The 22026-nt window shown below is 70.9% G+C and carries 19 protein-coding genes; 8 read left to right on the plus strand and 11 right to left on the minus strand.

Annotated elements, in window-relative coordinates; translation table 11 throughout:
- Positions 1 to 8 precede the first annotated feature (8 nt).
- On the minus strand, positions 9 to 1592 hold the full coding sequence (locus ACTWPT_RS47825) for a serine/threonine-protein kinase (protein WP_443184202.1): 1584 nt from the start codon (positions 1590 to 1592) through the stop codon (positions 9 to 11).
- Positions 1593 to 1681: 89 nt separating this feature from the next.
- On the minus strand, positions 1682 to 4603 hold the full coding sequence (locus ACTWPT_RS47830; protein ID WP_443184203.1) for an AAA family ATPase: 2922 nt from the start codon (positions 4601 to 4603) through the stop codon (positions 1682 to 1684).
- A 144-nt stretch (positions 4604 to 4747) separates the two neighbouring features.
- Here ACTWPT_RS47830 and ACTWPT_RS47835 point away from each other — a divergent pair, with 144 nt between their 5' ends.
- From ACTWPT_RS47835 to ACTWPT_RS47845, 3 genes are all read left to right on the plus strand, one after another.
- Complete coding sequence (locus ACTWPT_RS47835) at positions 4748 to 5848, plus strand: winged helix DNA-binding domain-containing protein (protein WP_443184204.1); 1101 nt, start codon at positions 4748 to 4750, stop codon at positions 5846 to 5848.
- Between the two features lie 128 nt (positions 5849 to 5976).
- Positions 5977 to 7032: a hypothetical protein gene (locus tag ACTWPT_RS47840; RefSeq protein WP_443184205.1), complete on the plus strand. Its 1056-nt coding sequence runs from the start codon at positions 5977 to 5979 to the stop codon at positions 7030 to 7032.
- A gap of 51 nt (positions 7033 to 7083) precedes the next feature.
- Positions 7084 to 7359, plus strand: a complete 276-nt coding sequence (locus tag ACTWPT_RS47845) for a DUF1876 domain-containing protein (protein ID WP_443184206.1) — start codon at positions 7084 to 7086, stop codon at positions 7357 to 7359.
- A 28-nt stretch (positions 7360 to 7387) separates the two neighbouring features.
- On the opposite strand, the gene ACTWPT_RS47850 is transcribed toward ACTWPT_RS47845, so the two are convergent.
- Genes ACTWPT_RS47850 through ACTWPT_RS47870 form a run of 5 tightly spaced genes read right to left on the minus strand, consistent with a single transcriptional unit; the run spans position 7388 to position 13847 of the window.
- Entirely contained in the window at positions 7388 to 8374 is a 987-nt protein-coding gene (locus tag ACTWPT_RS47850; protein WP_443184207.1) for a dihydrodipicolinate synthase family protein, read from the minus strand.
- The gene (locus tag ACTWPT_RS47855) at positions 8371 to 9360 is read right to left on the minus strand and encodes an ABC transporter ATP-binding protein (RefSeq protein ID WP_443184208.1); all 990 of its coding nucleotides are present in this window, start codon (positions 9358 to 9360) and stop codon (positions 8371 to 8373) included. Before ACTWPT_RS47855 ends, ACTWPT_RS47850 begins: the two co-directional genes overlap by 4 nt.
- Positions 9353 to 11287, minus strand: a complete 1935-nt coding sequence (locus ACTWPT_RS47860; RefSeq protein ID WP_443184209.1) for a dipeptide/oligopeptide/nickel ABC transporter permease/ATP-binding protein — start codon at positions 11285 to 11287, stop codon at positions 9353 to 9355. The genes ACTWPT_RS47855 and ACTWPT_RS47860 overlap by 8 nt, the downstream gene beginning before the upstream one ends.
- Positions 11284 to 12243 (minus strand): ABC transporter permease, encoded by a 960-nt coding sequence (locus tag ACTWPT_RS47865; RefSeq protein ID WP_443184210.1) that lies wholly within the window; start codon positions 12241 to 12243, stop codon positions 11284 to 11286. The genes ACTWPT_RS47860 and ACTWPT_RS47865 overlap by 4 nt, the downstream gene beginning before the upstream one ends.
- A complete protein-coding gene (locus tag ACTWPT_RS47870) occupies positions 12240 to 13847 on the minus strand; it encodes an ABC transporter substrate-binding protein (RefSeq protein WP_443184211.1) in 1608 nt (535 codons plus the stop codon). Before ACTWPT_RS47870 ends, ACTWPT_RS47865 begins: the two co-directional genes overlap by 4 nt.
- A 140-nt stretch (positions 13848 to 13987) precedes the next feature.
- On the opposite strand from ACTWPT_RS47870, the gene ACTWPT_RS47875 reads away from it, so the two are divergent.
- Positions 13988 to 14698 (plus strand): FadR/GntR family transcriptional regulator, encoded by a 711-nt coding sequence (locus ACTWPT_RS47875; protein WP_443184212.1) that lies wholly within the window; start codon positions 13988 to 13990, stop codon positions 14696 to 14698.
- Between the two features lies 1 nt (position 14699).
- The gene (locus ACTWPT_RS47880) at positions 14700 to 14864 is read left to right on the plus strand and encodes a hypothetical protein (protein WP_443184213.1); all 165 of its coding nucleotides are present in this window, start codon (positions 14700 to 14702) and stop codon (positions 14862 to 14864) included.
- Between the two features lie 81 nt (positions 14865 to 14945).
- Here the strand turns inward: ACTWPT_RS47880 and ACTWPT_RS47885 are convergent, their stop codons facing one another.
- The 4 genes from ACTWPT_RS47885 to ACTWPT_RS47900 form a co-directional block, all read right to left on the minus strand.
- On the minus strand, positions 14946 to 15935 hold the full coding sequence (locus ACTWPT_RS47885) for a sugar kinase (RefSeq protein WP_443184214.1): 990 nt from the start codon (positions 15933 to 15935) through the stop codon (positions 14946 to 14948).
- Complete coding sequence (locus tag ACTWPT_RS47890) at positions 15932 to 16699, minus strand: IclR family transcriptional regulator (RefSeq protein ID WP_443184215.1); 768 nt, start codon at positions 16697 to 16699, stop codon at positions 15932 to 15934. The genes ACTWPT_RS47885 and ACTWPT_RS47890 overlap by 4 nt, the downstream gene beginning before the upstream one ends.
- 100 nt (positions 16700 to 16799) lie before the next feature.
- Positions 16800 to 17510, minus strand: a complete 711-nt coding sequence (locus ACTWPT_RS47895) for a hypothetical protein (RefSeq protein ID WP_443184216.1) — start codon at positions 17508 to 17510, stop codon at positions 16800 to 16802.
- Positions 17511 to 17731: 221 nt separating this feature from the next.
- Positions 17732 to 18940, minus strand: a complete 1209-nt coding sequence (locus ACTWPT_RS47900; protein ID WP_443184217.1) for an NAD(P)-dependent malic enzyme — start codon at positions 18938 to 18940, stop codon at positions 17732 to 17734.
- Between the two features lie 364 nt (positions 18941 to 19304).
- On the opposite strand from ACTWPT_RS47900, the gene ACTWPT_RS47905 reads away from it, so the two are divergent.
- The 3 genes from ACTWPT_RS47905 to ACTWPT_RS47915 are packed head-to-tail and all read left to right on the plus strand — an operon-like array spanning position 19305 to position 21763.
- Positions 19305 to 20717, plus strand: a complete 1413-nt coding sequence (locus tag ACTWPT_RS47905) for an acyl-CoA carboxylase subunit beta (RefSeq protein ID WP_443184218.1) — start codon at positions 19305 to 19307, stop codon at positions 20715 to 20717.
- Between the two features lie 12 nt (positions 20718 to 20729).
- A complete protein-coding gene (locus ACTWPT_RS47910; RefSeq protein WP_443184219.1) occupies positions 20730 to 20939 on the plus strand; it encodes a DUF5988 family protein in 210 nt (69 codons plus the stop codon).
- Positions 20940 to 20941: 2 nt separating this feature from the next.
- Complete coding sequence (locus ACTWPT_RS47915; protein ID WP_443184220.1) at positions 20942 to 21763, plus strand: metallophosphoesterase family protein; 822 nt, start codon at positions 20942 to 20944, stop codon at positions 21761 to 21763.
- Positions 21764 to 22026: the final 263 nt, after the last annotated feature.

A 22026-nucleotide genomic window follows, 5' to 3' on the forward strand; every position in this document is an offset into this window, starting at 1 on the left:
GTCGTCGGCTAGCTGTGCGGGTACGACCTGACCACCTTGCCCTGGAGGTTGGCGACCAGGTATCCGGAGCGGCGGTAGTCGTCGGACACGTACACGCGCAGCACCGGGGTCCCGGACGTGCTGTCGGGGTCCACGATCACGTATTGCGAGGTGGGTTCGGGAACCCCCAGATCCTTGTTCGCCTTCTTGACGAGCCCGGGAAGAGCGTTCCAGTGGTATTTGTCCAGGTCCACCAAAGGCTCGTCGACCGTGCCGCCGGTGCCGAAGCGGGTGATGGCGCCGTTGCGGTAGTCGTACCTGTCGTAGAGCTCCTTGTCCTTCGCGAGCGGCGCCTCGATGAGGGCATAGGTCGGGTAGACCGTCATGCTGACGATCTTGCTGCCGCCGATCTCGGCCTTGACCTTGACGATCATGGCTTTCATGCCCGCGGTGGTCAGCAGGTTCTCCGGCTCGTTGCTCTCGGTCTCAGCCGGGGTCTCGGGGTCGCTGCTCGCCGCTGGGGTGACGTTCAGTGCCGTCGGGTTGTCGCCGGTGACCGTGGCGGTGGTGGTCGGAAGGAACCGCCACACCAGCGCGCCGGCGACGACGAGCGCCGCGAGGGAGAGCGCCGCGAGGGAGAGCGCGATTCCCACCCTGCCGGCGCTGCGGCTCGGACGGTGCGAGCGCACGGTCTTCGCCTGCGAGATCGGCGCCACACCCCACGGAGGCGGCTGCGGCGCCGAGTGGGCGGCGGGGCCTGGGGGTGCCGGCGGGAACGTGCCAGGGCCGGGCTCGCCGGCCGAGGCCAGCATGCGGTCCAGGGTCACGGCGTCGGGGCGGGCGGCGGGGTTGCGCCTGAGGAGTGCCAGCAGCACGGGGCCGAGGGGCCCGGCCCGCCCCGGGGGCGGCACGTCCTGGTTGAGCACGGCGGCCAGCGTCGCCAGCGTGGTGCTCCGGCGCAGCGGATGACGTCCCTCCACGGCCACGTACAGCAACATGCCGAGCGACCACAGATCGGAGGCGGGGTCGCCTTCGTGGCCGTTGACGCGCTCGGGCGCCATGTACTCGGGCGAGCCGATGAACGACCCGGTGGCCGTCAGGCTCGTGGACTCGCGTACCGCCGCGATCCCGAAGTCGGTGAGCACCGATCGGCCGTCCTCGCGCAGCAGCACATTGGCGGGCTTGACGTCGCGGTGCTGGATGCCGACGGCGTGCGCGGCACGCAGGGCCGATAAGATCTCGCGGCCGAGCCGGACCGTCTCGGCCGGGGTCATGGGGCCGCGCTGCAGGCGGTCCTGGAGCGAGCCACCGGTGACCAGCTCCATGACGAGCCATGGGTAGCCCTGCTCGCCGGGGTCGACGATGTGGTGGATGGTGGCCACGTGCGGGTGGTTCAGGCGGGCGAGGGCCCGGGCCTCGCGCAACACCCTGGCCCGCAGCTCGCGGGCGCGGGTCGGGTCCTGCTCGTCCATGGAGGGGTCAGGCGGGCGTACCTCCTTGAGCGCGACCTCACGGTGCAGGGCCACGTCCCAGGCGCGCCACACCAGGCCCATGCCACCGCCGCCGAGCCTCTCCATCAGCTCGAAGCGGCCGTCGATCACCCGTTTGTGCATGCAGAGCAGCGTAGGGCCGAGCCGCCATCCGCGTCATGCGCACGGGTGTGTCCATCTTTGTGTCGTGCGAGCGCCGGTCCGGCCCACGCTCACTCCCCTAGATCGCTCAACCTGCCGATGAGAGCCGTCCTGGAGGTGATGCCGAGCTTGGTGTAGATGTGGCTCAGGTGGTATTCGACCGTCTTGACGCTCAGCACCAGCTTGCGCGCCGCCTGCCGGTTGGTCATCCCCTTGCTGATCAGCACCGCCACCGTGTGCTCCTGCGGCGTCAGCCCCAGGCTTGCGGTGTCCTGCGGGCGCAGCACCGCCCGCCCGCTCGCCGCCAGCTCCAGGTCACACTGCTCCAGGTACGGCAGCGCCCCCAGCCTGGACAATGTGAGCTGGGCCGCTTCCAGTTGCTCGGCGGCGGCCGTCCGGCGCCCGCGGCGGCGCAGGAACGTGCCGTACGCGAGCTGGATCCTGGCCTCCTCGAACGGCATGTCGATCTTGGCGGAGTGCCCGAGCCCGACCTGGTAAATGGCCTCCGCCTCGGCCGGCTCGTGCCTGGCCGCCAGCAGCCCGGCCCTGGCGCGGGCGGCCGCGGCCAGCACGCTGCGGCGCTCCCTGCCTAGGGCCAGCAGCTCGCACGGCACCAGGACGGCCTCGGCCTCCTCCAGCCTCCCGGCGTTGACCAGGGCGTCGGCGAGGAGCGTGCGCCAGAGGACCATAGTGGGCTCGTCCGGCAGGTCGGTCCTGGTCAGCGGCATGAGCGCGGTGACGGTCGCCTCGTGGTCGCCCCTGGCGGTGGCCGTCAGCGCGTCGGCGCCGGCCGTACTGACCTGGGCCAGGATGTTGTCCGGGCAGCACGCGGCGCGGGCGGCGCGGACGTGGCCGAGCGCCCGCTCCCACTCGCCGCGGGCGGCGGGCACCAGGGCAGCCACCGCGTGGGCGTAGCTCGCCAGCCACACCTGGCCGAAGTCGTCGGCGGCGGACGCGCCGATCTCGGCGTGCGCGGCCGCCTCGTCCCAGCGGCCGAGCCGGTACTCGGCCTGGGCCAGCGCGGTCGCCACCAGCAGCTGGAACGGCGCCGATCCGTCGGCGCCGACGGTGAGCACGCCCAGCAGGTCGTCGTGCGCCCCGGCCAGGTCGTCGGCCCACAGCCGCAACATGCCCCTGCCGAGCAGCGCGTCGGAGCTCGCCAGCTCGCCGCCGGCCGCCTGCGCGGGCCCTGGCACCTCCGCGCTCAACGTCAGCCCTTCCTCCGCCCGCCCCGCCAGCCCTAGCCCCACCAGCCGCGCGAACCACACCAACTCCCCTCCGGCCACCAGCGGCACGTCGGCCGAAGGATGCCCGCCACCCGACAGCGGCGCATCGTTCAAGGGCCGTCCGCCGTCCACGGGCCCCGTGCCTGACGAGCGCTCGTCGCCTCGCCTGCGCGCGCCGTCCGAGGCGTGGAGAGTCCATCGCACCGCGGCCGGGCCGTCGCCGCGGATCAGGGACGCCATGGCCTGGCGCGCGGCGATGCCGGACGCCAGGCGTGGGTCATGGGTCGCATGGGACCAGGCGTTGTCCAGTTGCCGTCCCGCCTCCTCCAGCCGCCCGGCCACCAGCGCCACCGACCCCAGCGCGTAGTCCCGTGCCGCGGGATCGGCCGCGGGCGCCACCTGGGCGGCAAGCGCGCCCGCGTCCCCGGGCCGGCCGGCGGCGAGCAGTGCCTCGACGGCCTCCGCGATGAGCCGGTCCCGCGCCGCCCCCTCCCCCGTGAGCTGCACCGCCCGCGTCAGGCACCCGCACGCGCTGGACCACCGCCCGGCCGCCGCCTGCCGCCGGCCGATCCTGGCGACCTCCCGTACCAGCTCCTCGTCCACCTGGTCGGCGGCCGCGAGCCGGTGGTGCAGCCGGTGCACGACGTCGTCGGCGAGATCGGCGGCCAGCAGGTGTAGCCTGCGCCGCGTGGCCGGGCCGAGGTCGTAGTAGATGGCGGCCCTGATCAAGGGGTTCGGGAAGCCGAGCGAGACGCCGGCCCGGGTGCGCCACTCGATGAGCAACCCCGCCCCCGTGGCCTGCTCCAGCGCGGGCAGCGGCTCGGCCTGCTCCGCCATGCGGGCCACGAGATGCAGCGGCGCGGACGTGCCGAGCACGGCGGCCGCGGTCAGCAGCTGCTGCGCCGCGTCCCCGCACTGCCCGAGCCGGTCGAGCACCAGCGTGGTGTAGGCGCGCGGGGCGGGCAGCGGGGCGTCCACGTCGGCCAGGGTCTCGGGGTGTACCTGCTGGAGCAGCGCGCGGGCGTGCAGGGGGACGCCGTTGGTGTGCACGTGCAGCCGCTCGGCCGCCTGGGGCGTCAGCCGTACCGGGCCGAGCCTGGCGCTGAGTGCCTGCAGCTCGCGTGCGCTCAGCCCGCTGAGCGGCAGCCGGAGCGCGGCGCTGCTGCGCAGCAGCCGCCGCAGCCCGTCGGGCAGGCGGGGATCGTCGCTCTCCCTGACGATCAGGAGGGCGAGCACCCGGTCGGTACGCAGCCGCCGCAGCGCGAACGTCAGCGCGTGCAGCGACGGCAGGTCCGCCCACCCCGCGCCATCGATGGCCATGACCACGGGGGCGGTGCGTTGCAGCTGCCCGAGCAGCTCCAGCAGGGCAGCCCCGACCACCAGCGGGGCGGGCTGCACGAGCAGCCCGCAATCCGGCACTTCGGACAGGGGCTGGGCGCCGGGACCTGTCAGGCGGCTGAATACCTCGGGCAGTGGCTGGGCCTGTGCGCCGAGCTGTCCCAGCACGCCGTACGACAGCTCGGCCTCCCCTTCCTCCCCGCTCACGTCCAGCACGATCGCGTTCTCGATGGCGGACAGGAACTCCCCGGCCAGCGCGGTCTTGCCGATGCCCGCCGGCCCCTCCACCACCACCAGGCTCGACCGTCCCTCGCTGACCCGGCCGAGCTGGGCGTGGAGCACCGCCAGTTCCCGGCAGCGGCCGACGAACTGCTGGTCCCGTTCGTCGCGCGAGAGCTCGGGTCCGGTACGTAGAGCGCGGGTTGCCATGGACTCACCCCCCTGGACCAATACATCGTGGGCCTTGGTCCGGCGACCGTCCAGTGTCCTGTGACCCGAGTCGGTTCTTCAGGTCATTAGGGGTTGGGGCTATTGCGGCCTGGCACCGCCCGCAATAGCCCCTACCTTTGAGCCATGGATCCCCTCATCACCCGCAGGGCGCTCAACCGGGCCACGCTAGACCGCCAGCTCCTGCTACGCCGCACCGGCAAGGGCGTCGTGGACGTCGTGGAGCAGCTGGGTGGGCTGCAGGCGCAGACCCCGCACACCTGGTACACAGGCCTGTGGAACCGCATCGCCGGCTTCAAGCCGGCCGACGCCGCCGACCTGCTGCTGTCGCGCGAGCTCGTCCGCATCGCGATGCAGCGCTCCACCATCCACCTCGTCAGCGCCCGCGACTGCCTGGCCATGCGGCCGCTGCTGCAGGTGGTCACCGAGCGCGGGACCCGGACGACGTACGGGAAACGCCTGGCGGGGGTGGACCTGGACGAGCTGGCGGCCACCGGGCGGGCTTTGCTGGAGGCGCGGCCCATGACGTTCGCCGAGCTCGGGCGGGCGCTGGCGGAGCGGTGGCCTACGATCGACCCGCACGCGCTGGGCCAGGGGGTGCGGTGGCTGGTGCCGCTGGTGCAGGTGCCGCCCCGAGGCATGTGGGGCAGGAGCGGGCCGGTCGCGCACACGAGCGCGGAGTCCTGGCTGGGGTTCGAGGTGCCGCCGATGACGCCGGCCGAGCTGGTGCGGCGCTACCTCGCGGCGTTCGGCCCCGCGTCGGTGATGGACGCGCAGACGTGGTCGGGGCTGACGCGGCTGGGCGAGGTGGTGGAGTCGATGGACCTGGTGCGGTTCAGGGACGAGGCCGGCCGCACCCTGTACGACCTGCCGGACGCCCCGCGGCCCGGCGAGGACGCGCCGGCCCCGGTGCGGCTGATGTACGACTTCGACAACCTGTTCCTGTCCTACGCCGACCGGTCCAGGGTCATCACGGATACGGGGATGGCGGCGCTGCAGGGCTTCATGGGCACCAACGTGATGCCGCGGTCGATCCTGGTGGACGGCGTCACAGCCGGCGACTGGACGGTCGCCCGGGCGAAGGGCGTCTCGACGCTGACCATCCACCAGTGGGCGCCGATCTCCGTGCTGGACGAGGCCGAGCAGGAGGGGCTGCGGCTGCTGGAGTTCCTCGCCCCGGGTGACAAGCACGAAATCTCAGTCCTCGACGGCCCCTCCAAGTCCTGACGCCGGGGCGCGGCGGGCCGGCGTACAGAGGTGATCAGGCCGGGCTGCAACCGGACTGACCACTGCCCGTAACCGGCTTTACGCCCAAAGAGCGCCGCGCGTCACCCCGAATGTCATAGCCTGCCGCAATGCTCGATCAACTTCTCGACGAACTCCTCCAGGCCGCGGAAGACCGGGACTCCGCACGCTTCTTCGACGTCATGCCGCGGCTCTTCGCCGCGGCCGACGGCGCCGACCGGCAGACGCTGTCCGCCGTGCTGGCGCGGCTCAGCGGGCTCTTCGAGCGGGTCCCGTCCGGGATCGGCGCCCGCCTGGGCGTGTTGTGCGGCGCGCTGGCCGAGCGCGGCGCCGACCCGGCGCCGGTGGCCGAGCCGCTGGTGAACGGGCTGAGCGACTGCCTGGAGCTGGCCGGCACGTTCGCGGCGACGTGGCGAACGGCGACGGGCGAGGAGCCGCCGGAGCCTGTGGACGACGACTACGAGTGGACCCTGGCGACGGCGGAACGGCTGACGAGCGCGGCGCTCACCCGCCAGCAGGCGTTCGTGCTGACCGACGCGTGGACGCTCGCGCATCTGTGGGCCATGCCCGTCATGTCGATCCTGCAGCTGTCACCGCAGGTCAGGGCGGTGTTGCCGGACAGGGAACGGCTGATCGCGGCCCTGGGGTCGGTGCTGGACGAGCGCGACGACCTGGAGTTCCTCGCGGGGCTACTGCGGGTGCTCGACGGCGAGCGGCTGATCGTGCTGCACAGGGAGAGCGGGCGCGGCTACGAGGTCGTGATCAGCGGGATCGGCGACAACTTCCAGCTGCACACGCTGCTGGCCGACGCGCTGAGCGGTCCGGCCGCCGGCGGGCTGCTCGACGGGGTGCGGCCGGACCCGGCATGGGTGCGTGCCGCCGCGGACGGCCCTGTGGAGCCGGGCGCCGAGCCGGTGCGTGGGCAGTTCAACCTGGTGGACGCGAACGGCAAGTGGATCTGGAACGAGGGCCGCCCGGCCGACATCCCCCGCCTGGACGGCGTACGCGTCGTCGTGCTCGACCCGCCGCCGTACGCGCGGTCGTGGAGCCCCGGCCGAATGTACCCGATGATGCGGGGCGAAGTGAGCCTGCGGCGGATCCTGCCGGCAGAGGAGGCCGCGGCGTGGCTGGCCAAGGTCGCGCCGGGTGGCGGCTTCGGCGGGTGACTTTACTCCTGCGCCTTTGGGTAGGAGGGTCGAAAGTGGGAGGTGGTCGTCGTGGAATATAAGCAGTGGAACGTACAGATCTGGATCAGCGAGGACGACGCCGACGCCCTGACCACGGCCACGGCGGTGTTGTTCACGCCGGACGGCAAGCGGCACGAGAGCGTGGCGCATGCCCGCCGTAACCCGATCGACCGGGCCGTACCCGGGATCGGAGACGAGTTGGCCGCCGGTCGGGCGCTGTCCGAACTGGCCTCGAAACTGATCGAGGACGGCGCGAAGGACGTCGCCCAGATGGCCGGCGCGGCCGGACGGGCCGGTGGGCCCTGATCTGTAGGCCCGGCTGGGGCCGCCTGCACTAGAGCAGCCCGGCCCCGGCCAGGAGCTTGCCGACCTGGCCGATCTCGTCGTCGTTGAGCGGGATCTGCGGGAGCGCGGTGATCGGGCAGTCGATGACGCCGCGCAGGTGGAGCGCGGCCTTGAACGCCCCGAGGCCCGACGAGCTGCCGCCCATGCGCGTGCCACCGACTCGGACGATCTCGAACAGCCTGACCAGGCGCTCCTGCTCCGCCCTGGCCGCCTGCCAGTCGCCGCAGGAGGCGTGGCGGTAGAGGTCGACGTAGCCGTGCGGGTCCACGTTGCCCAGCCCCGGCACGACGCCGTCGGCGCCCATCCACAGCGCCGAGTCGACGGTCACTTCCGACCCGGTGAGCACGCTGAACGGTGCCTCCCGCCCCATGATGACCTGCCGCAGGCCGCCGTCGTCGCCGCTGGAGTCCTTGACCCCGGCCAGCGCCCCCTCGGCGGCCAGCTCGAGCAGCAACGCAGCGCTCAACTTGGTGTGCACGGAGACCGGCAGGTCGTAGGCGTAGACCGGCAGGGCGCTGTGGGCGGCGATCGTACGGAAGTGGGTGCGGATCTCCTCCGGATGGGTGCGCGTGTAGAACGGCGCGGTGGCCACCAGCCCGGATGCCCCCGCCTCGACCGCGACGCGCACGTGGTCGAGCACGCGCGGCGTCGTCATGTCGATCACCCCGGCCAGCACCGGCACCTGCCCGGCCACGTGCCCGACCACGGTGTCCAGCACCACCCGCCGCTGCGCGTCCGTCAGGTACGCCACCTCCGACGACGAGCCGAGCACGAACAGCGCGTCCACCCCGCCCGCCAGCAGATGGTCGACCAGCCGCGTGAGTGACCCGGCGTCCACCGAGTAGTCGGGAGTCATGGGGGTGCAAACCGGAGGGATGACACCGGACAACGTCGCGGACTCGGCGACAGTAGGGGACGTCGCGGACTCGGCGACAGTAGGGGACGTCGCGGACTCGGCGACAATGGGACTCGTCATACGCGCTCCTGAATCAGCTCTTCGTCTGTGGCTCCCGCCGCCACCGGGTGGTGGCAGTGGAAGAGGTGGTCGTCGTCGATCCGTGCGGCGGGCATCTCCGCCGCGCACACGTCGTCTGCCCGCCAGCACCGGGTGCGGAACGGGCAGCCGCTCGGCGGCCTGGTGGCCGAGGGCACAGCGCCGACGAGCGGGATCGGGTTGATGGGCGAGATCAGCCCGGGGGTGGCCGAGAACAGCGCCCTCGTGTACGGGTGCCGCGCCCGCATCGGCACGGCGTGGGCGGGCGTCTGCTCGACGATCCTGCCGAGGTACATGGTGACCACGCGGTCGCTCATCCTGCGTACGGTCTGGATGTCGTGCGAGACGAAGACCAGCGCCAGCCCGAGCCGTTCCTTCAGGTCGAGCAGCAGGTTGAGGATCTGGGCACGGACGGACACGTCGAGCGCGCTGGTCGGTTCGTCGGCGATGAGCAGCTCGGGTTCGAGCGCGAGCGCCCTGGCCACGGCCACCCGCTGGCGCTGCCCGCCGGACAGCTGGCCCGGCAGCGCGTCGGCGGCGCTCGCGGGCAGGCCGACCAGGTCGAGCAGCTCGCGTACGCGGGCGTCGCGCTCGGCCGGGGTGCCGCGCCGGTGCACGTTGAGCGGGTCGCGCAGCACCTGCCGGACGGGCAGGCGCCGGTTGAGCGCCGTGGACGGGTCCTGGAAGACCATCCCGACGCTCGACCCGATCAACGTGCGCCGCTCGGGCTCCTTGAGCGCCCACAGGTCCCGGCCGCGGAAGGTCACCGTGCCGGCGGTCGGCCGCTGCAGGCCGACCAGCACCTTGGCCAGCGTGGACTTGCCGCAGCCCGACTCGCCGACGACGCCGGCGGTCTCGCCGGGGCCGATGGTGAGGTTCGCGGCGGTCAGCGCGTAGACGCGGTCGCGCGAGAACACCCCGCCCGAGCGGGCCTTGTGCACGACGTGCACGTCCTTCAGCTCAAGCACGCTGCTCACTCCTCGCGAGGGCTACGGCTGGGTGGTGGCAGGCCACCGCGTGCCGGTCGGCGTCGCCCTCCAGGACCGGGGCGCTGGTACGGCACACGTCCGTGGCCATCGGGCACCGGTCGGCGAAGCGGCAGCCGGCCGGGAAGTCGGCCGGGGACGGCACCACGCCGGGGATCTGCGTGAGCCGCTCGGCGCCCGACTCCAGCGACAGCACCGAACCGAGCAGGCCGCGGGCGTAGTGGTGGGCGGGCGCGCCCACCAGGGTCGCGGTGGCGCCGGTCTCGACGATCTGGCCGCCGTACATGACGACCACGCGGTCGGTGACGTCGGCGACCAGCGCGAGGTCGTGCGAGACGAGGATCAGCGCGAAGCCGAGCTCCTCGCGCAGCCGCAGCAGCAGCTCGATGACCTGTGCCTGGACGGTCACGTCGAGCGCGGTGGTGGGCTCGTCGGCGACGATCAGCTTCGGCTCGCGCGACAGGGCCATGGCGATCAGCACCCGCTGCCGCTGGCCGCCCGACAGCTCGTGCGGGTAAGCCGACAGGGTGCGGCGGGCGTCGAGGCCGACCAGCTCCAGCAGCTCGGCGGGGGTGCGCCGGCCGCCGCGCCGGGTGAGCTGCTTGAGCTGGGCCTTGATGGTCATGGCCGGGTTCAGCGAGGACAGCGCGTCCTGGTAGATCATGGCCATCTCGTGGCCGAGCAGGCGGCGCCGGGCGCGGCGCGACTCCGCCAGCAGTTCCCGCCCGTCGAAGCGGATGTGGCCGCTGACGCGGGCGTCGCGGGGTTGCAGGCCCATGATGGTGAGCGCGGTCAGCGACTTTCCGCAGCCGGACTCGCCGACCAGGCCGAGCACCTCACCGGGGCGTACCTCGAAGCCGATGCCGTCCACGATGTCCACGCCGTCGGCGAAACCGATCCGCAGTCGTTCCACGGAGAGGATCGGCGGGCCTTGCGGGAGCGGGCGGGCACGTTCGGCCAGCCTTCGCGCGGCCTCGGCCAGGCCGGGCAGCTCGACGACCTCGCCGGAGCCCGGATGGGCCTGCTCGAACGCGTCGTCCTTTTTGGGGACGGGCTTGCGGGCGGCGGGCGCGGCCCAGGCGTCGGAGATGCCCTCTGACAGGATGTTCAGCGCCAGCACGGTGAGGAGGATGAGCAGACCGGGGAAGACCGTAGCCCACCAGCCGCCGAGCAGGACCATGTTCTTGCCGTCGGCGATGACGCTGCCCCAGGACGGGTTCGGGGGGCGTACGCCGGCGCCGATGAACGACAGCGACGCCTCGAACACGATCGCGTCGGCCACCATCACCGTGCAGAACACGAGCACCGACGCCGCGCAGTTGATCGCGACGTGCCGGACGACGATGTGCGGGGTGCGTGCGCCGATGATGCGCTCGGCGGCCACGTAGTCCTCGCCGTACTGGGCGAGCACGTTGGCCCGCACCACCCGCGCCACGGATGGCATGTAGAGGAACGCCATGGCCATGACCAGCACCGGGATGCTGCCGCCGAACACCGCCACCAGCACCGCGGCCAGTGCGATGCCCGGGAAGGCCATGATGACGTCGAGGAACCGCATGATCGTCTCGTCCACGGCGCGGCGCGAGGTGGCCGCGACCGCGCCCACGATCGCCCCGGCGGCCAGGGCGAGTCCGGTCGCGCCGAGGCCGATGATCAGGGACCAGCGGGCGCCGTACAGGAGCCTGGACAGGATGTCGCGGTTGGCGCTGTCGAGCCCCATCCAGTGCGCGGCGGAGGGGCCGCCGCCGGCGGCCGCCTGCTCGTACGGCGAGTGCGGCGCGATCCACGGCGCGAGCAGCGCGGCCAGCACGACGACGGCGACGATGCCGACCGCGACCCACGACAGGGGCTTCAGCCTGCGGAAGCGCATGCCGGGCCGGGAGAGGCGCTCTGTCAGCTCACGTCTCATGCGGCGCTCCTGAGGCGGGGGTTGACCAGCAGGTAGAGGACGTCGACGACCAGGTTGACGACCATGAACCCGACCGCGATGGTGAGCACGACGCCTTGGACGACGGCCGGGTCGCCGTCGCGCACCGCGTTGATCATGAGCTGGCCCATGCCGGGCAGGCCGTAGATGGTCTCGATGACCACGGTGCCGCCGATCAGGTAGCCGATGCGCAGGCCGAGCACGGTCAGCGGGGTGATGAGGGCGTTGCGCAGCACGTTCCGGCCGATCACGACGATCGGCGGCAGGCCGCTGCCGATCGCGGTGCGTACGTAGTCGCGGTCCAGCTCCTCCACCATCGAGGTGCGGATGATGCGGGTGAGCTGGGCGGCGATCGGCAGCGACAGCGACAGGGCGGGCAGCGTCATCGACTGCAGCCAGCCCGTGGTCGAGTCGGCCGGGTTGATGTAGCCGCCGGTCGGGAACAGGCCCTCGCCGACGGCCAGGTACTGGATCATCAGCAGCGCCAGCCAGAACGGCGGCGCCGCCACCCCGACCAGCGACACCACCCGGATCACCTGGTCCGGCCAGCGGTCGCGGAACAGCGCCGCGGTCACGCCGAACAGCAGCGCCAGCACGACCGCCACGGCCAGCCCCAGGAACGTCAGCTGCAGCGTCAGCGGCAGCGCGGTCGTCACCGACTCCAGCACCGGCTTCTTGGTGAGCACGCTGGTGCCCATGTCGCCCTGTGCGAGGTCGGCCACGAAGCGGACGTAGCGGACCGGCATCGGGTCGAGCAGGCCGTTCTCCAGCTGGAACTGGCGGATCTGCTCGGGGGTCGGGTTCGCGCCCTGGAAGTAGGCGTACTCCGGCTTGCTGTTGGAGAAACGCATCACGATGAAGACGAACGCGACCACGCCGAGCAGGATCGGGACCAGGACGAGCAGCCGCCGCAGCAGCATCCGGGCGACGAGCGTCATGTCCTCTTCGCCTGCAGCAGGTTGATGCCCGGGTACGGCTGGGCGCGGATGCCGGAGATCTTCTTCGGGTCCCAGGCGGTCATCAGCTCGTTGTGGACGACCGGGTAGAGCACGGCCAGCTCCGCCACCAGATCCAGATATTTATGGATCAGCTCGGTCCTCTTGGCCTTGTCCGTTTCCCTGCTGGCCTCGTCCATCATCGCGAACAGCTTCTTGGCGTCGTCGCTGCCGTCGATGTGGCTGTACTTCATCCACAGGCCGCCGGGCACGTAGTTGTAGTGCAGGATCAGGTCGGCGTCCATGCCGAACTGGTTGGGATTCGAGGCCGCCGCGACCACCTGGTAGTCCTGGAACTGGTCCATCTTGGTGAACAACGCGGCCGTGTCCTGCGGCTCCAGCGTGGTCTTGATCCCGATGGCCTCCCAGGAGGCGGCGATGGTCGGCAGGCAGTCCGCGATCCAGCTCACGTTGACGGCCATGAGATTGATCGTCAGGTTGCTGACGCCCGCCTCCTTCAGCAGCGCCTTGGCCTTCTCCGGGTCGTAGTCGTAGACGACCGAGGCCCGCTTGTGGTCCGGGTGGCCCTCGTTGAGGAAGGAGCTGGAGGCCGTGCCGTGGCCCTTGAGCGCCACGTCGATCATCTTCTGCTTGTCGATCGCGTAGTGCAGCGCCTGCCGCACCCGTACGTCGCCGAACGGCTTCGCGGCCGTGTTGAACATCAGGAACATGTGGTTCATGCCCTTGCCGCCCTCGACGGTCAGGCCCTGCTGCTTGAGCTGCTCGACGTTGGTGTACGGGATGTTGTCGGCGATCTGCGCCTCGGCCGAGCCCCCGGAGATCTTGGCGACGCGGGCCGCGGCGTCCACGATCGTCAGCCAGTTCATCTTCTTGACCGTGGCCGGCCGCGGGCCGTTGTAGCCGTCGAACGCCTCGAAGGAGGTGTTGGACTTGGGGTTGTGCTGGACCATCTTGTACGGTCCCGAGCCCACCGTCTTGCCGGTCTTGGCCTGGTCCCACGCCCCCGGCTGGCCGAACACGTGCTTCGGCATGATCTTCGCGATCGTCAGTCTGGGCGCCGCGTCCGGGAACGGGAACTTGAAGACCAGCTCGACGTTCTTGTCGTCGACCTTCTTCACTTCCTTCAGCCAGGACTTGAAGAAGTTGCCCACCAGCACGTTCGCCTCGGTGTCGAGGACCCGCTCGAACGTGAAGACCACGTCGTCGGCGGTGACCGGTTGCCCGTCGTGCCACTTGGCGCCCTCGCGCAAGGTGAACGTCCACGAGGTGGCGTTCAGGTCGGACGGCAGCGCGGTGGCCAGCGCCGGGTACGGCTCCCGCGTGATCGGGTCGGTGTCGAGCAGCCCCTCGTAGATGTGACTGATCCCGGCCATCGCGAACGCCGACGCCGTCTGCGTCGGGTCCCAGCTCTGGTCGTTGCCGTAGCCGATGACCGCGGTGATCAGGTCCTTGTTGGATCCGGCGCCGACCGAGCCGGTCGAGGCCGGGCCTCCGGAACAGGCGGAGAGGGTCGCCGCGACGAACGCCGCCGCACCCGTCGCCCCGCTGTAACGCAGGAAGTCACGGCGGCTGAACTCAGAGCTCACGGATGCCTCCTGGATTCCTAGGACATGGAACGTGGGACATCCCATGTCCTATGTTGTGCGTAAAGTGGACGCTAAATGCCGCCGAGGCTTGAGGTCAACAGAAGATTTCAGGATTGTTACCTAAGACGAAAGGATCCTTCATGACAGCTGTCCCGCGCCCGGCGCGGCCCAGCCGTGCCGTCGAGGCCCAGGAGGGCGTCAAGGATCTGATCGTCCGGCGTGGGCTGGTGGCCGGGGACCCGCTGCCGACCGAGTCCGAGCTCATGGAACAGCTCCATGTGAGCCGCAACTCGATCAGGGAGGCGCTCAAGGCCCTACAGGCGGTCGGCATCGTCGACATCCGCCACGGCTTCGGCATGTTCGTGGGCCGCATGTCACTGGCCGGGCTGGTGGACGAGCTGGCCTTCCACAGCCGCATCACCATGCAGAACGGCAAGAACCACCTCGCCCACCTCATCGAGATCCGCGAGATCCTGGAGAGCGGCCTCGTCCAGCGCCTCGTCGACCTGGGGCCGGCGGCGGACCTGGCACCGGTGGCCGACGTGATCGCCCGGATGGACGCCGAGGCGGAGACCGGCCTGGTCTCCCCCGAGACCGACCGCCTCTTCCACGACCTGCTCTACCGGCCGCTCGGCAACCCGCTCGTGAGCCAGCTCCTGGGGGCGTTCTGGGACGTGTACTACCAGCTGCGCGACCACCTGGGCACGCCGGACGAGCCGCCCGGCGACGTGGCCAAGCGGCATCGCGACATCTACGCGGCCGTCCTCGCCGGCGACGGCCCGGCCGCGGCCGCCGCCGTGACCGCCCACTTCGACGGCGTACGCAACCGGCTGGCCCGGCTGCCCGCGTGACGTGCCCGAGCTCCCCCCGCCTCCTCCGCCAGCCTCCGACGACGCGCACGACGCCGTCCTGCGCCGCCTGACCGAGCTGGGCGGGCTGCACCGCTCGGGCGTGCTGACGGACGAGGAGTTCTCGCAGGCCAAGCAGGCTATGATCCGCCGCCTGCACGAATCATGAGATCCCAAGGAGCGACAGTGACCCCAGAAGACCTGAAACTCCTGCGCCGCGCCATCGAGCTGGCCGCGCCCTGCGCCGTAGTCAGCGGCTCACCCCGTCCGCGGGCCGCCGCAGCAGGTCCAGGTCGGCCCGCCGGGGCAGGCTCTCCCAGTCGCCCTGGGAGGTCACCGCGAACGCCCCCGCCGCGCACGCCGTGCTGAGCCGCTGATCGGGCCCGGCCCCGGCCAGCCAGTCCGCCAGCCACCCGGCCGCGAACGCGTCCCCGGCACCCACGGGGTCCACCTCGGTCACCGCGAAAGGCTCCGCCCGGTGTACGACGCCGTGGGTCAGCTCCATGGCACCCTTGGCGCCGAACTTGACGAGCACGTGCCGCGGCCCGCGCGCCGCCAACTCCTTGGCCAGCTCCACCGGCTCTTCCCTGCCCGTTTGCGGCGCCGCGCCGACGTCCATTTGCGGCGCGCCGACATCGGTGATCAGTCGTCCTTCGGCCTCGGTCGCGAACAGCACGTCCACCTGGCCGACCGTCTCCCGCAGCCACGCGCCGGCCTCCTCGGGCGTCCACAGCGCCCTGCGGTAGTTGACGTCGAGCGAGACCAGCACCCCCGCCGCCCGCGCCGCGGCGATCGCCTGGTCCACGGCCTCGCGCGCGGAGGCGGACAGCGCGGGCGTGATCGCGGAGACGTGCAGCACGCGGGCCGATCTGATGAGCTCCAGGTCGAGGTCGGCGGCCGACAGCCGGGAGCCGGCGCTGTCCTTGCGGTAGTAGCGCACGTCGATGAGGTCCGCCGTACGCCTGCCCTTGATCATCAGCCCGGTGGGCGCGCCGGGGTCGGGAATGGCGCGCACGTCCACTCCCTCTCCGGCGAGGGTCGCCCGGATCAGGTCGCCGAACTCGTCGGCCCCCACTCTGCCGATCCACGTCACGCTGTGCCCGAGCCTGGCCACGCCGATCGCGACGTTGGACTCGGCGCCGCCGAGGCCGAGGTCGAAGTCGCGGGCGAAGCGCAGCGGCCCGGTGCGGCGGGCGGCGAACAGCGCCATGGTTTCTCCGAAAGTGACGAGATCGGTCATCGGTTGGGGCTACCCAGCTTTCTCGAGATCCGCGCCGCCGTCCCGGCCACCAGCGGCCCCAGCTCGCGTACCCGCGCGGCGGTGATCCGCGAGGTGAGCCCGGAGACGGAGATGGCGGCGGCGACCGCGTCGTTGTGGTTGAAGATCGGCGCCGCCACGCAGCGCACCTCGGGTTCGTTCTCACGGTCGTCCACGGCGTAGCCGCGGCGTCTGATGTGCGCCAGCTCGGCGCGCAACCGGTCGTGGTCGATGATCGTGTGCTTGGTCCTGGGCTCCAGCGTCAGCTCCGCCAGGGCGTCCTCCGGCTGCCATGCCAGGATGGCCTTACCGACCGCGGTGCAGTGGGCGGCGCCGCGGCTGCCGATGCGCGAGGCCATGCGGACGTTGGCGTCGTTCTCCACCTTGTCGATGTAGACGACGTGCGGCGGGTCGTACACGACCAGGTGGACGGTCTCGCGTACCTCGCTCATCAGCCGGTGCGACTCCTCGGCCGCGACCGCGCGCAGGTCGAGGGTGGCGAGGTACGCCTGGCCGAGCCGCAGCGTGCCGTGGCCCAGCCGGTACGCCCCGGTCCTGCGGTCGCGTTCGAGCAGCCGGGCCTCGATGAGCGGCACCGTCAGCCGCAGCACCGTGCTCTTGGGCAGCCCGGCCGCCTCGGCCAGCTGGGTGAGCGACAGCCCGGGGCGCTCGCGCACGTGGTCCAGCACGGCCAGCGCCCGTCTGAGCGAGGCGGACTGGTTGCGTTCGGGCACGAGGGCCAACATACCTCTGAAAGCACATCTGCAACACAGCATTTTGCATTGCAGAACAACGACTACAACTGGGGCGGGACCATGGCGGGCACTGACCGGGCACTGCCCGTGCTCAGATGGGAATGACGCGGGGCAGGCGCGGGGAGGCGAACCAGTCGGGCTTGTGCTTGCGCAACAGCGCTTCCCCGTCCCGCTCCCAGGAGAAGTCCTTCTTCTTGAGGAGCCGGCGGAAGACCTCGCCGGCCTTGCCGGGGTCCTGCGCCGCCAGCCGGCGCAGCGGCACGGGGGTGACGTCCTCGCCCCGCAGGTACGCCGTCACAACCTCCCGGTACTGCTGGCGGATGACCAGCGCCGGCTCGGCGAAGACCTCCTGCGCCAGGTCGAAGTCACGGTAGAAGCCGAGGCCGTCTTCCTCGTCGAAGATGATGGCGACCTGCTCATCGGCGGTGAAGGGGAAATCGGGCAGGTCGGGCCGGGTCCATGGCCCGCCCTTGCTGCCCGCCCGCTCATAGGCGTGCTGGTAGAAGGCGAGCATTCGCTCCTTCACCTCGTCGCCGGGCACGACGATCAGGTCGCTCCCGAAGAGATCGATGAAAGACGCGCGCTGCTCTGCCTGCAGCCTCCGGCCCTGGGCGAGTTTGTCGGGGTTGCGGAAGACCAGATCGGGGCTCTTCAGCTGCAGGTCGCGCACCCCGGCCAGCACGGCGTCCGCGTCCTCCGCGGAATACGCCATGGGCTTCCCGCTGATCATCCACTCGTCGCCGACCGGCACGATGCCACCGACCATGACCGTGCCGGTGGCCACGACGTCCTTGATCCCCACGGGGCCCATGTTGGAGCGGATCCGGTAGGTGAGCTCGTCGATGTGGTTGAGTGCGACTATCCCGTCGTCGCCGTGCGGCTGCCTGGTCTCGAAGATCCCCTGTACGTGATCCGCCCAGGACAGCAGCAGATCACGGTCGGCGCCGGAGAACGTCTAGGGACAAGCCGCCGACGTGACGAAACCGCCTGGCAGCGCACCAGGCGGTTTCGGCTCGGGCGGCATCAGATGCCGGGCAGGCGGGTCACACCGTCACGTCGGGCCTGGTCGGCCACCGCGGCCGCGACCGCGGGCACGACCCTGGGGTCGAACGGCTCGGGTATGATCCGCTCGGCCGACAGCTCCTCCTCCACCACGGCGGACAGGGCAAGGGCCGCGGCGACCTTCATGTTCTCGGTCACGGCCGAGGCGCGTGCCGACAATGCGCCCCTGAACACACCCGGGAAAGCCAGCACATTGTTGATCTGGTTCGGGAAGTCACTGCGCCCGGTGGCCACGATGGCGGCGTGCTCCCTGGCGATCTCCGGATGGATCTCCGGCTCGGGGTTGGACAAGGCGAACACAATGGAGTTCGACGCCATCGACGCGATGGCGTCCTCGCTGATCGTCGATCCCGACAGGCCGATGAAGACGTCCGCGCCGATCAGCGCGTCCTCGGTGGTGCCGTTGTAGCCCGACTGGTTGGTCGTGGCGGCGATCAGCGCCTTGTACGGGTTGAGGTCCTTACGGCCCTGGTGGAGCACGCCCTTGCTGTCGGACACGACGACCTCGCCGATGCCGGCGTTCATCAGCATGCTGGTGACCGCGAGGCCCGAGGCGCCGGCGCCCGCCACGACGGCACGCAGGTCCCACAGCCGTCGCCCGGTCAGTTTCGCCGCGTTGCGCAGCGCGGCCAGCACCACGATCGCCGTGCCGTGCTGGTCGTCGTGGAAGACGGGGATGTCCAGCAGTTCCTTGAGCCGGCGCTCGACCTCGAAGCAGCGCGGCGCGCTGATGTCCTCGAGGTTGATGCCGCCGAAGGACGGCGCCATCCTGGCGATCGTCTCCACGAGCTCGTCCACGTCCGTGCAGTCGAGGCAGAGAGGCACCGAGTCCACGCCGGCGAACTGCTTGAACAGCAGCGACTTGCCCTCCATGACCGGCATGGCCGCGGTCGGCCCGATGTTGCCGAGGCCGAGCACAGCGGTGCCGTCGGTGACGACGGCGACGACATTGGACCGCCAGGTGTAGTCGTCGGCCAGCTCCGGCCGCTCCGCGATGGCCGTGCACACGCGGGCCACCCCAGGCGTGTACGCGAGCGAAAGGTCGTCGACGTCGCGCACCTGCACGGACGGGCGTGTGGTGAGCTTGCCGCCCTCGTGCAGGCGGAAAGCCGGGTCCTGGGCGAGCAGCGTGGCGAGGCTGATGGGCGGTGTGGTGATTTCGGTCGTCATCCGGCGCTCCTAGAACCGCAGCAGCCGGCCGGAGGGGGTGCGCATGTCGAGCACCTCATTTCCAGTCCGGACCCGCGACGGGCGCGCCGTCTTTTTGAGTTGCGTGACTTTCATGATTCCGCACCTTTCCGGGATGGGTGAACTGCGGATTCCGTGAGAGTCCTCGGCCCGCCGTGCTGGGGGCCGGCCCCACGGATGTGAGGAAGAACACAGGCTCGAGTGTCACACGGCGCGGAATTCTCGGTCACCCCACGATCCCCCTATGCCGGAGCGAGGCCCAGGTAGAGGTACGAGGCAGTAGGGGTTGTCCGCTATAGGGGTGGGCCGCGAAATTCGAATCACAGATCCCGGTGAAAGGACAACGATGACGGTCCTGACCGCTATTTCCACCGAAGCAATACTCGATCCCAGGTCGCCATCGGTACGCCTCTCGCGGCTGCTGGACCACGGCTCCGTCGTGGCGATGCCCGGCGACGACGAGAGCGGCGTGCACGCCGTGCACGGGCTGATCAACGGCTCGCCGGTCGTGGCCTTCTGCACCGACGCGACCCGCATGGGCGGTGCGCTGGGCTGGGTCGGCGCGAACCGCATCGTGGAGGCCATCCAGTTGGCCGTCCGCCGGCGCTGCCCGGTGATCGGCCTGTGGCACTCCGGCGGCGCGCGGCTGGCCGACGGCGTGGAGTCGATGGACGGAGTCGGGCGCATGTTCGCCGCCATGACGGCGGCCTCCGGCCTCATCCCGCAGATCTCGGTCGTGCTCGGACCGGCCGCGGGCGCCGCGGCCTACGGGCCCGCGCTGACCGATGTGATCATCATGTCGGACTCGGCCCGCGTCTTCATCACCGGGCCCGACGTCGTCCGCACCGTCACCGGTGAGGACATCGACATGGCGGGTCTGGGCGGTCCGGAGGCGCATGGCCCCAAGTCCGGGGTCGCGCACATCACGGTCGATTCCGAGGAGGGGGCCTACGACCGGGCGCGCCTGCTGACGGGGTTCTTCACCCACCCTGGCCGCTTCGACTTCGCCGCGCTGTGCGAGCCGCGCGATCTGCGCGCGCTGCTGCCGGACCAGCCACGCCGTGCCTACGACGTCCGGCCGGTCGTACGCAACCTCCTGGACGAGGACTTCCTGGAGCTGCAGCCGCGCTGGGCCCCCAACATGGTGGTCGGGCTCGGCCGGCTCGGCGGGCGGGCCGTGGGCCTGCTGGCCAACAACCCGCTGCGCAAGGGCGGCTGCCTCGACTCGCTCTCGGCCGAGAAGGCCTCACGCTTCGTGCGGATGTGCGACTCGCTCGGCGTTCCGCTCGTGGTCGTGGTCGACGTCCCCGGCTACCTGCCGGGCGTCCAGCAGGAATGGGGCGGCGTGGTCAGGCGGGGCGCCAAGCTGCTGCACGCCTTCGCCGAGTCGGTCGTCCCCCGGGTGACGCTCATCACTCGCAAGTCGTACGGCGGCGCCTACATCGCCATGAACTCCCGCTCGCTGGGCGCCACCGCGGTGTACGCGTGGCCCGACGCGGAGGTGGCGGTGATGGGAGCCGAGGCGGCCGTGGGCATCCTGCACCGCAAGCGGCTGGCCGCGGTGCCCGAGTCCGAGCGGGCGGACCTGCACGCGCGGCTGCTGCAAGAACATCAGCGTACTGCCGGCGGGGTCGAGCGTGCCATGGCGCTCGGTGTGGTCGACGAGGTCATATCGCCTTCGGAGACCCGTCGCCGGCTGGCAGAGGCGCTGGCACAGGCACCGCAGTCACGCGGCTGCCACACCAATATCCCACTCTGAATCGAGGAGACCATGTCAACCATCACCGTCATGCTCCTGGGGGGCCCGAATCACCTGCCGCAGGAGCGGCGCATCATAACCGTCGCGAGGGGGTGCGAGAAGATCAAGCTGCCGTTCGGCGGCGGTTATGAGCACTTCCTGCACCGCGGCGAGCAGAAGAAGATCGACGGGCGGGAATTGCCCGTCTACCAGTGGATCATGCGAACGGCCATCGCGGAGTAGACATGTCGGCGTTGCTCGCCATCAGCGACCTCCACATCGGTCACGCGGAGAACCGGGAGATCGTGGAAGCGCTCAAGCCCGGGTCCGCCGCTGACTGGCTGCTGATCGCGGGCGACGTCGCCGAGCTCATGGCCGACGTCGAATGGGCGTTGCGCCTGCTCAGCAGGCGCTTCGCCAAGGTCGTGTGGACCCCTGGCAACCACGAGCTGTGGACCCACCCGAGCGACCCGTTCCGCCTGCGCGGCGCCGAGCGGTACGACCATTTGGTGCGGTTCTGCCGCGAGCTCGGCGTCGTCACGCCGGAGGACCCTTACCCGGTGTGGGAGGAGTCGCTCGTCGTGGCGCCGCTGTTCTCGCTGTACGACTACACCTTCCGCGTCCCCGGCGCGCGCTCGCGGGCCGAGGCCCTGTCCCAGGCCTACGAACGCGGCGTGATCTGCACGGACGAGATGCTGCTCCACCCGGACCCGTACCCCTCGCGGCAGGCATGGTGCGCGGCCAGGGTGGAAGAGACCGAGCGGCGGCTGAACGACCTGCCCGCCGGCCTCCCGGCCGTGCTGGTCAACCACTGGCCGCTGGTCCGCGGGCCCACCGACATCCTGCGGTACCCGGACTTCGCCCTGTGGTGCGGCACCGAGCGCACCGGCGACTGGCACGTGCGGTTCAACGTGCACACGGTCGTCTACGGGCATCTGCACATTCCCCGGACCACGTGGCACAACGGCGTCCGCTTCGAGGAGGTGTCGCTCGGCTACCCCCGCGAATGGCGGCGGCGGCGCGGCGCGCCGGGCCTTTTACGGCCGATCGGCCGGCAAAAAGCTTAAGGGTGTGCTAGGGGTGGGAAATCGCGCTGCCCGGCGATTCAATATGAGCAACAGGTTTGACGGATTTTTATCCGGCCGGCGAGGTGAGGCATTGGACTAGACGTCGTACTCCTTTTGCGAAGCAGCCACAAAAAGAAGAGCCATCGCCCATGACAAGACGGGCGATGGCTCTCTTCGTGTGCAAAACTTCCCGGATTTCCGGATTTCCCGGAAAACGCCGCGGCGGCCGCCTTTCGGCGGCCGCCCGCGGACCGGCGACGTTC

This window comes from Nonomuraea sp. 3N208, assembly GCF_052245935.1.
Classification (GTDB): domain Bacteria; phylum Actinomycetota; class Actinomycetes; order Streptosporangiales; family Streptosporangiaceae; genus Nonomuraea.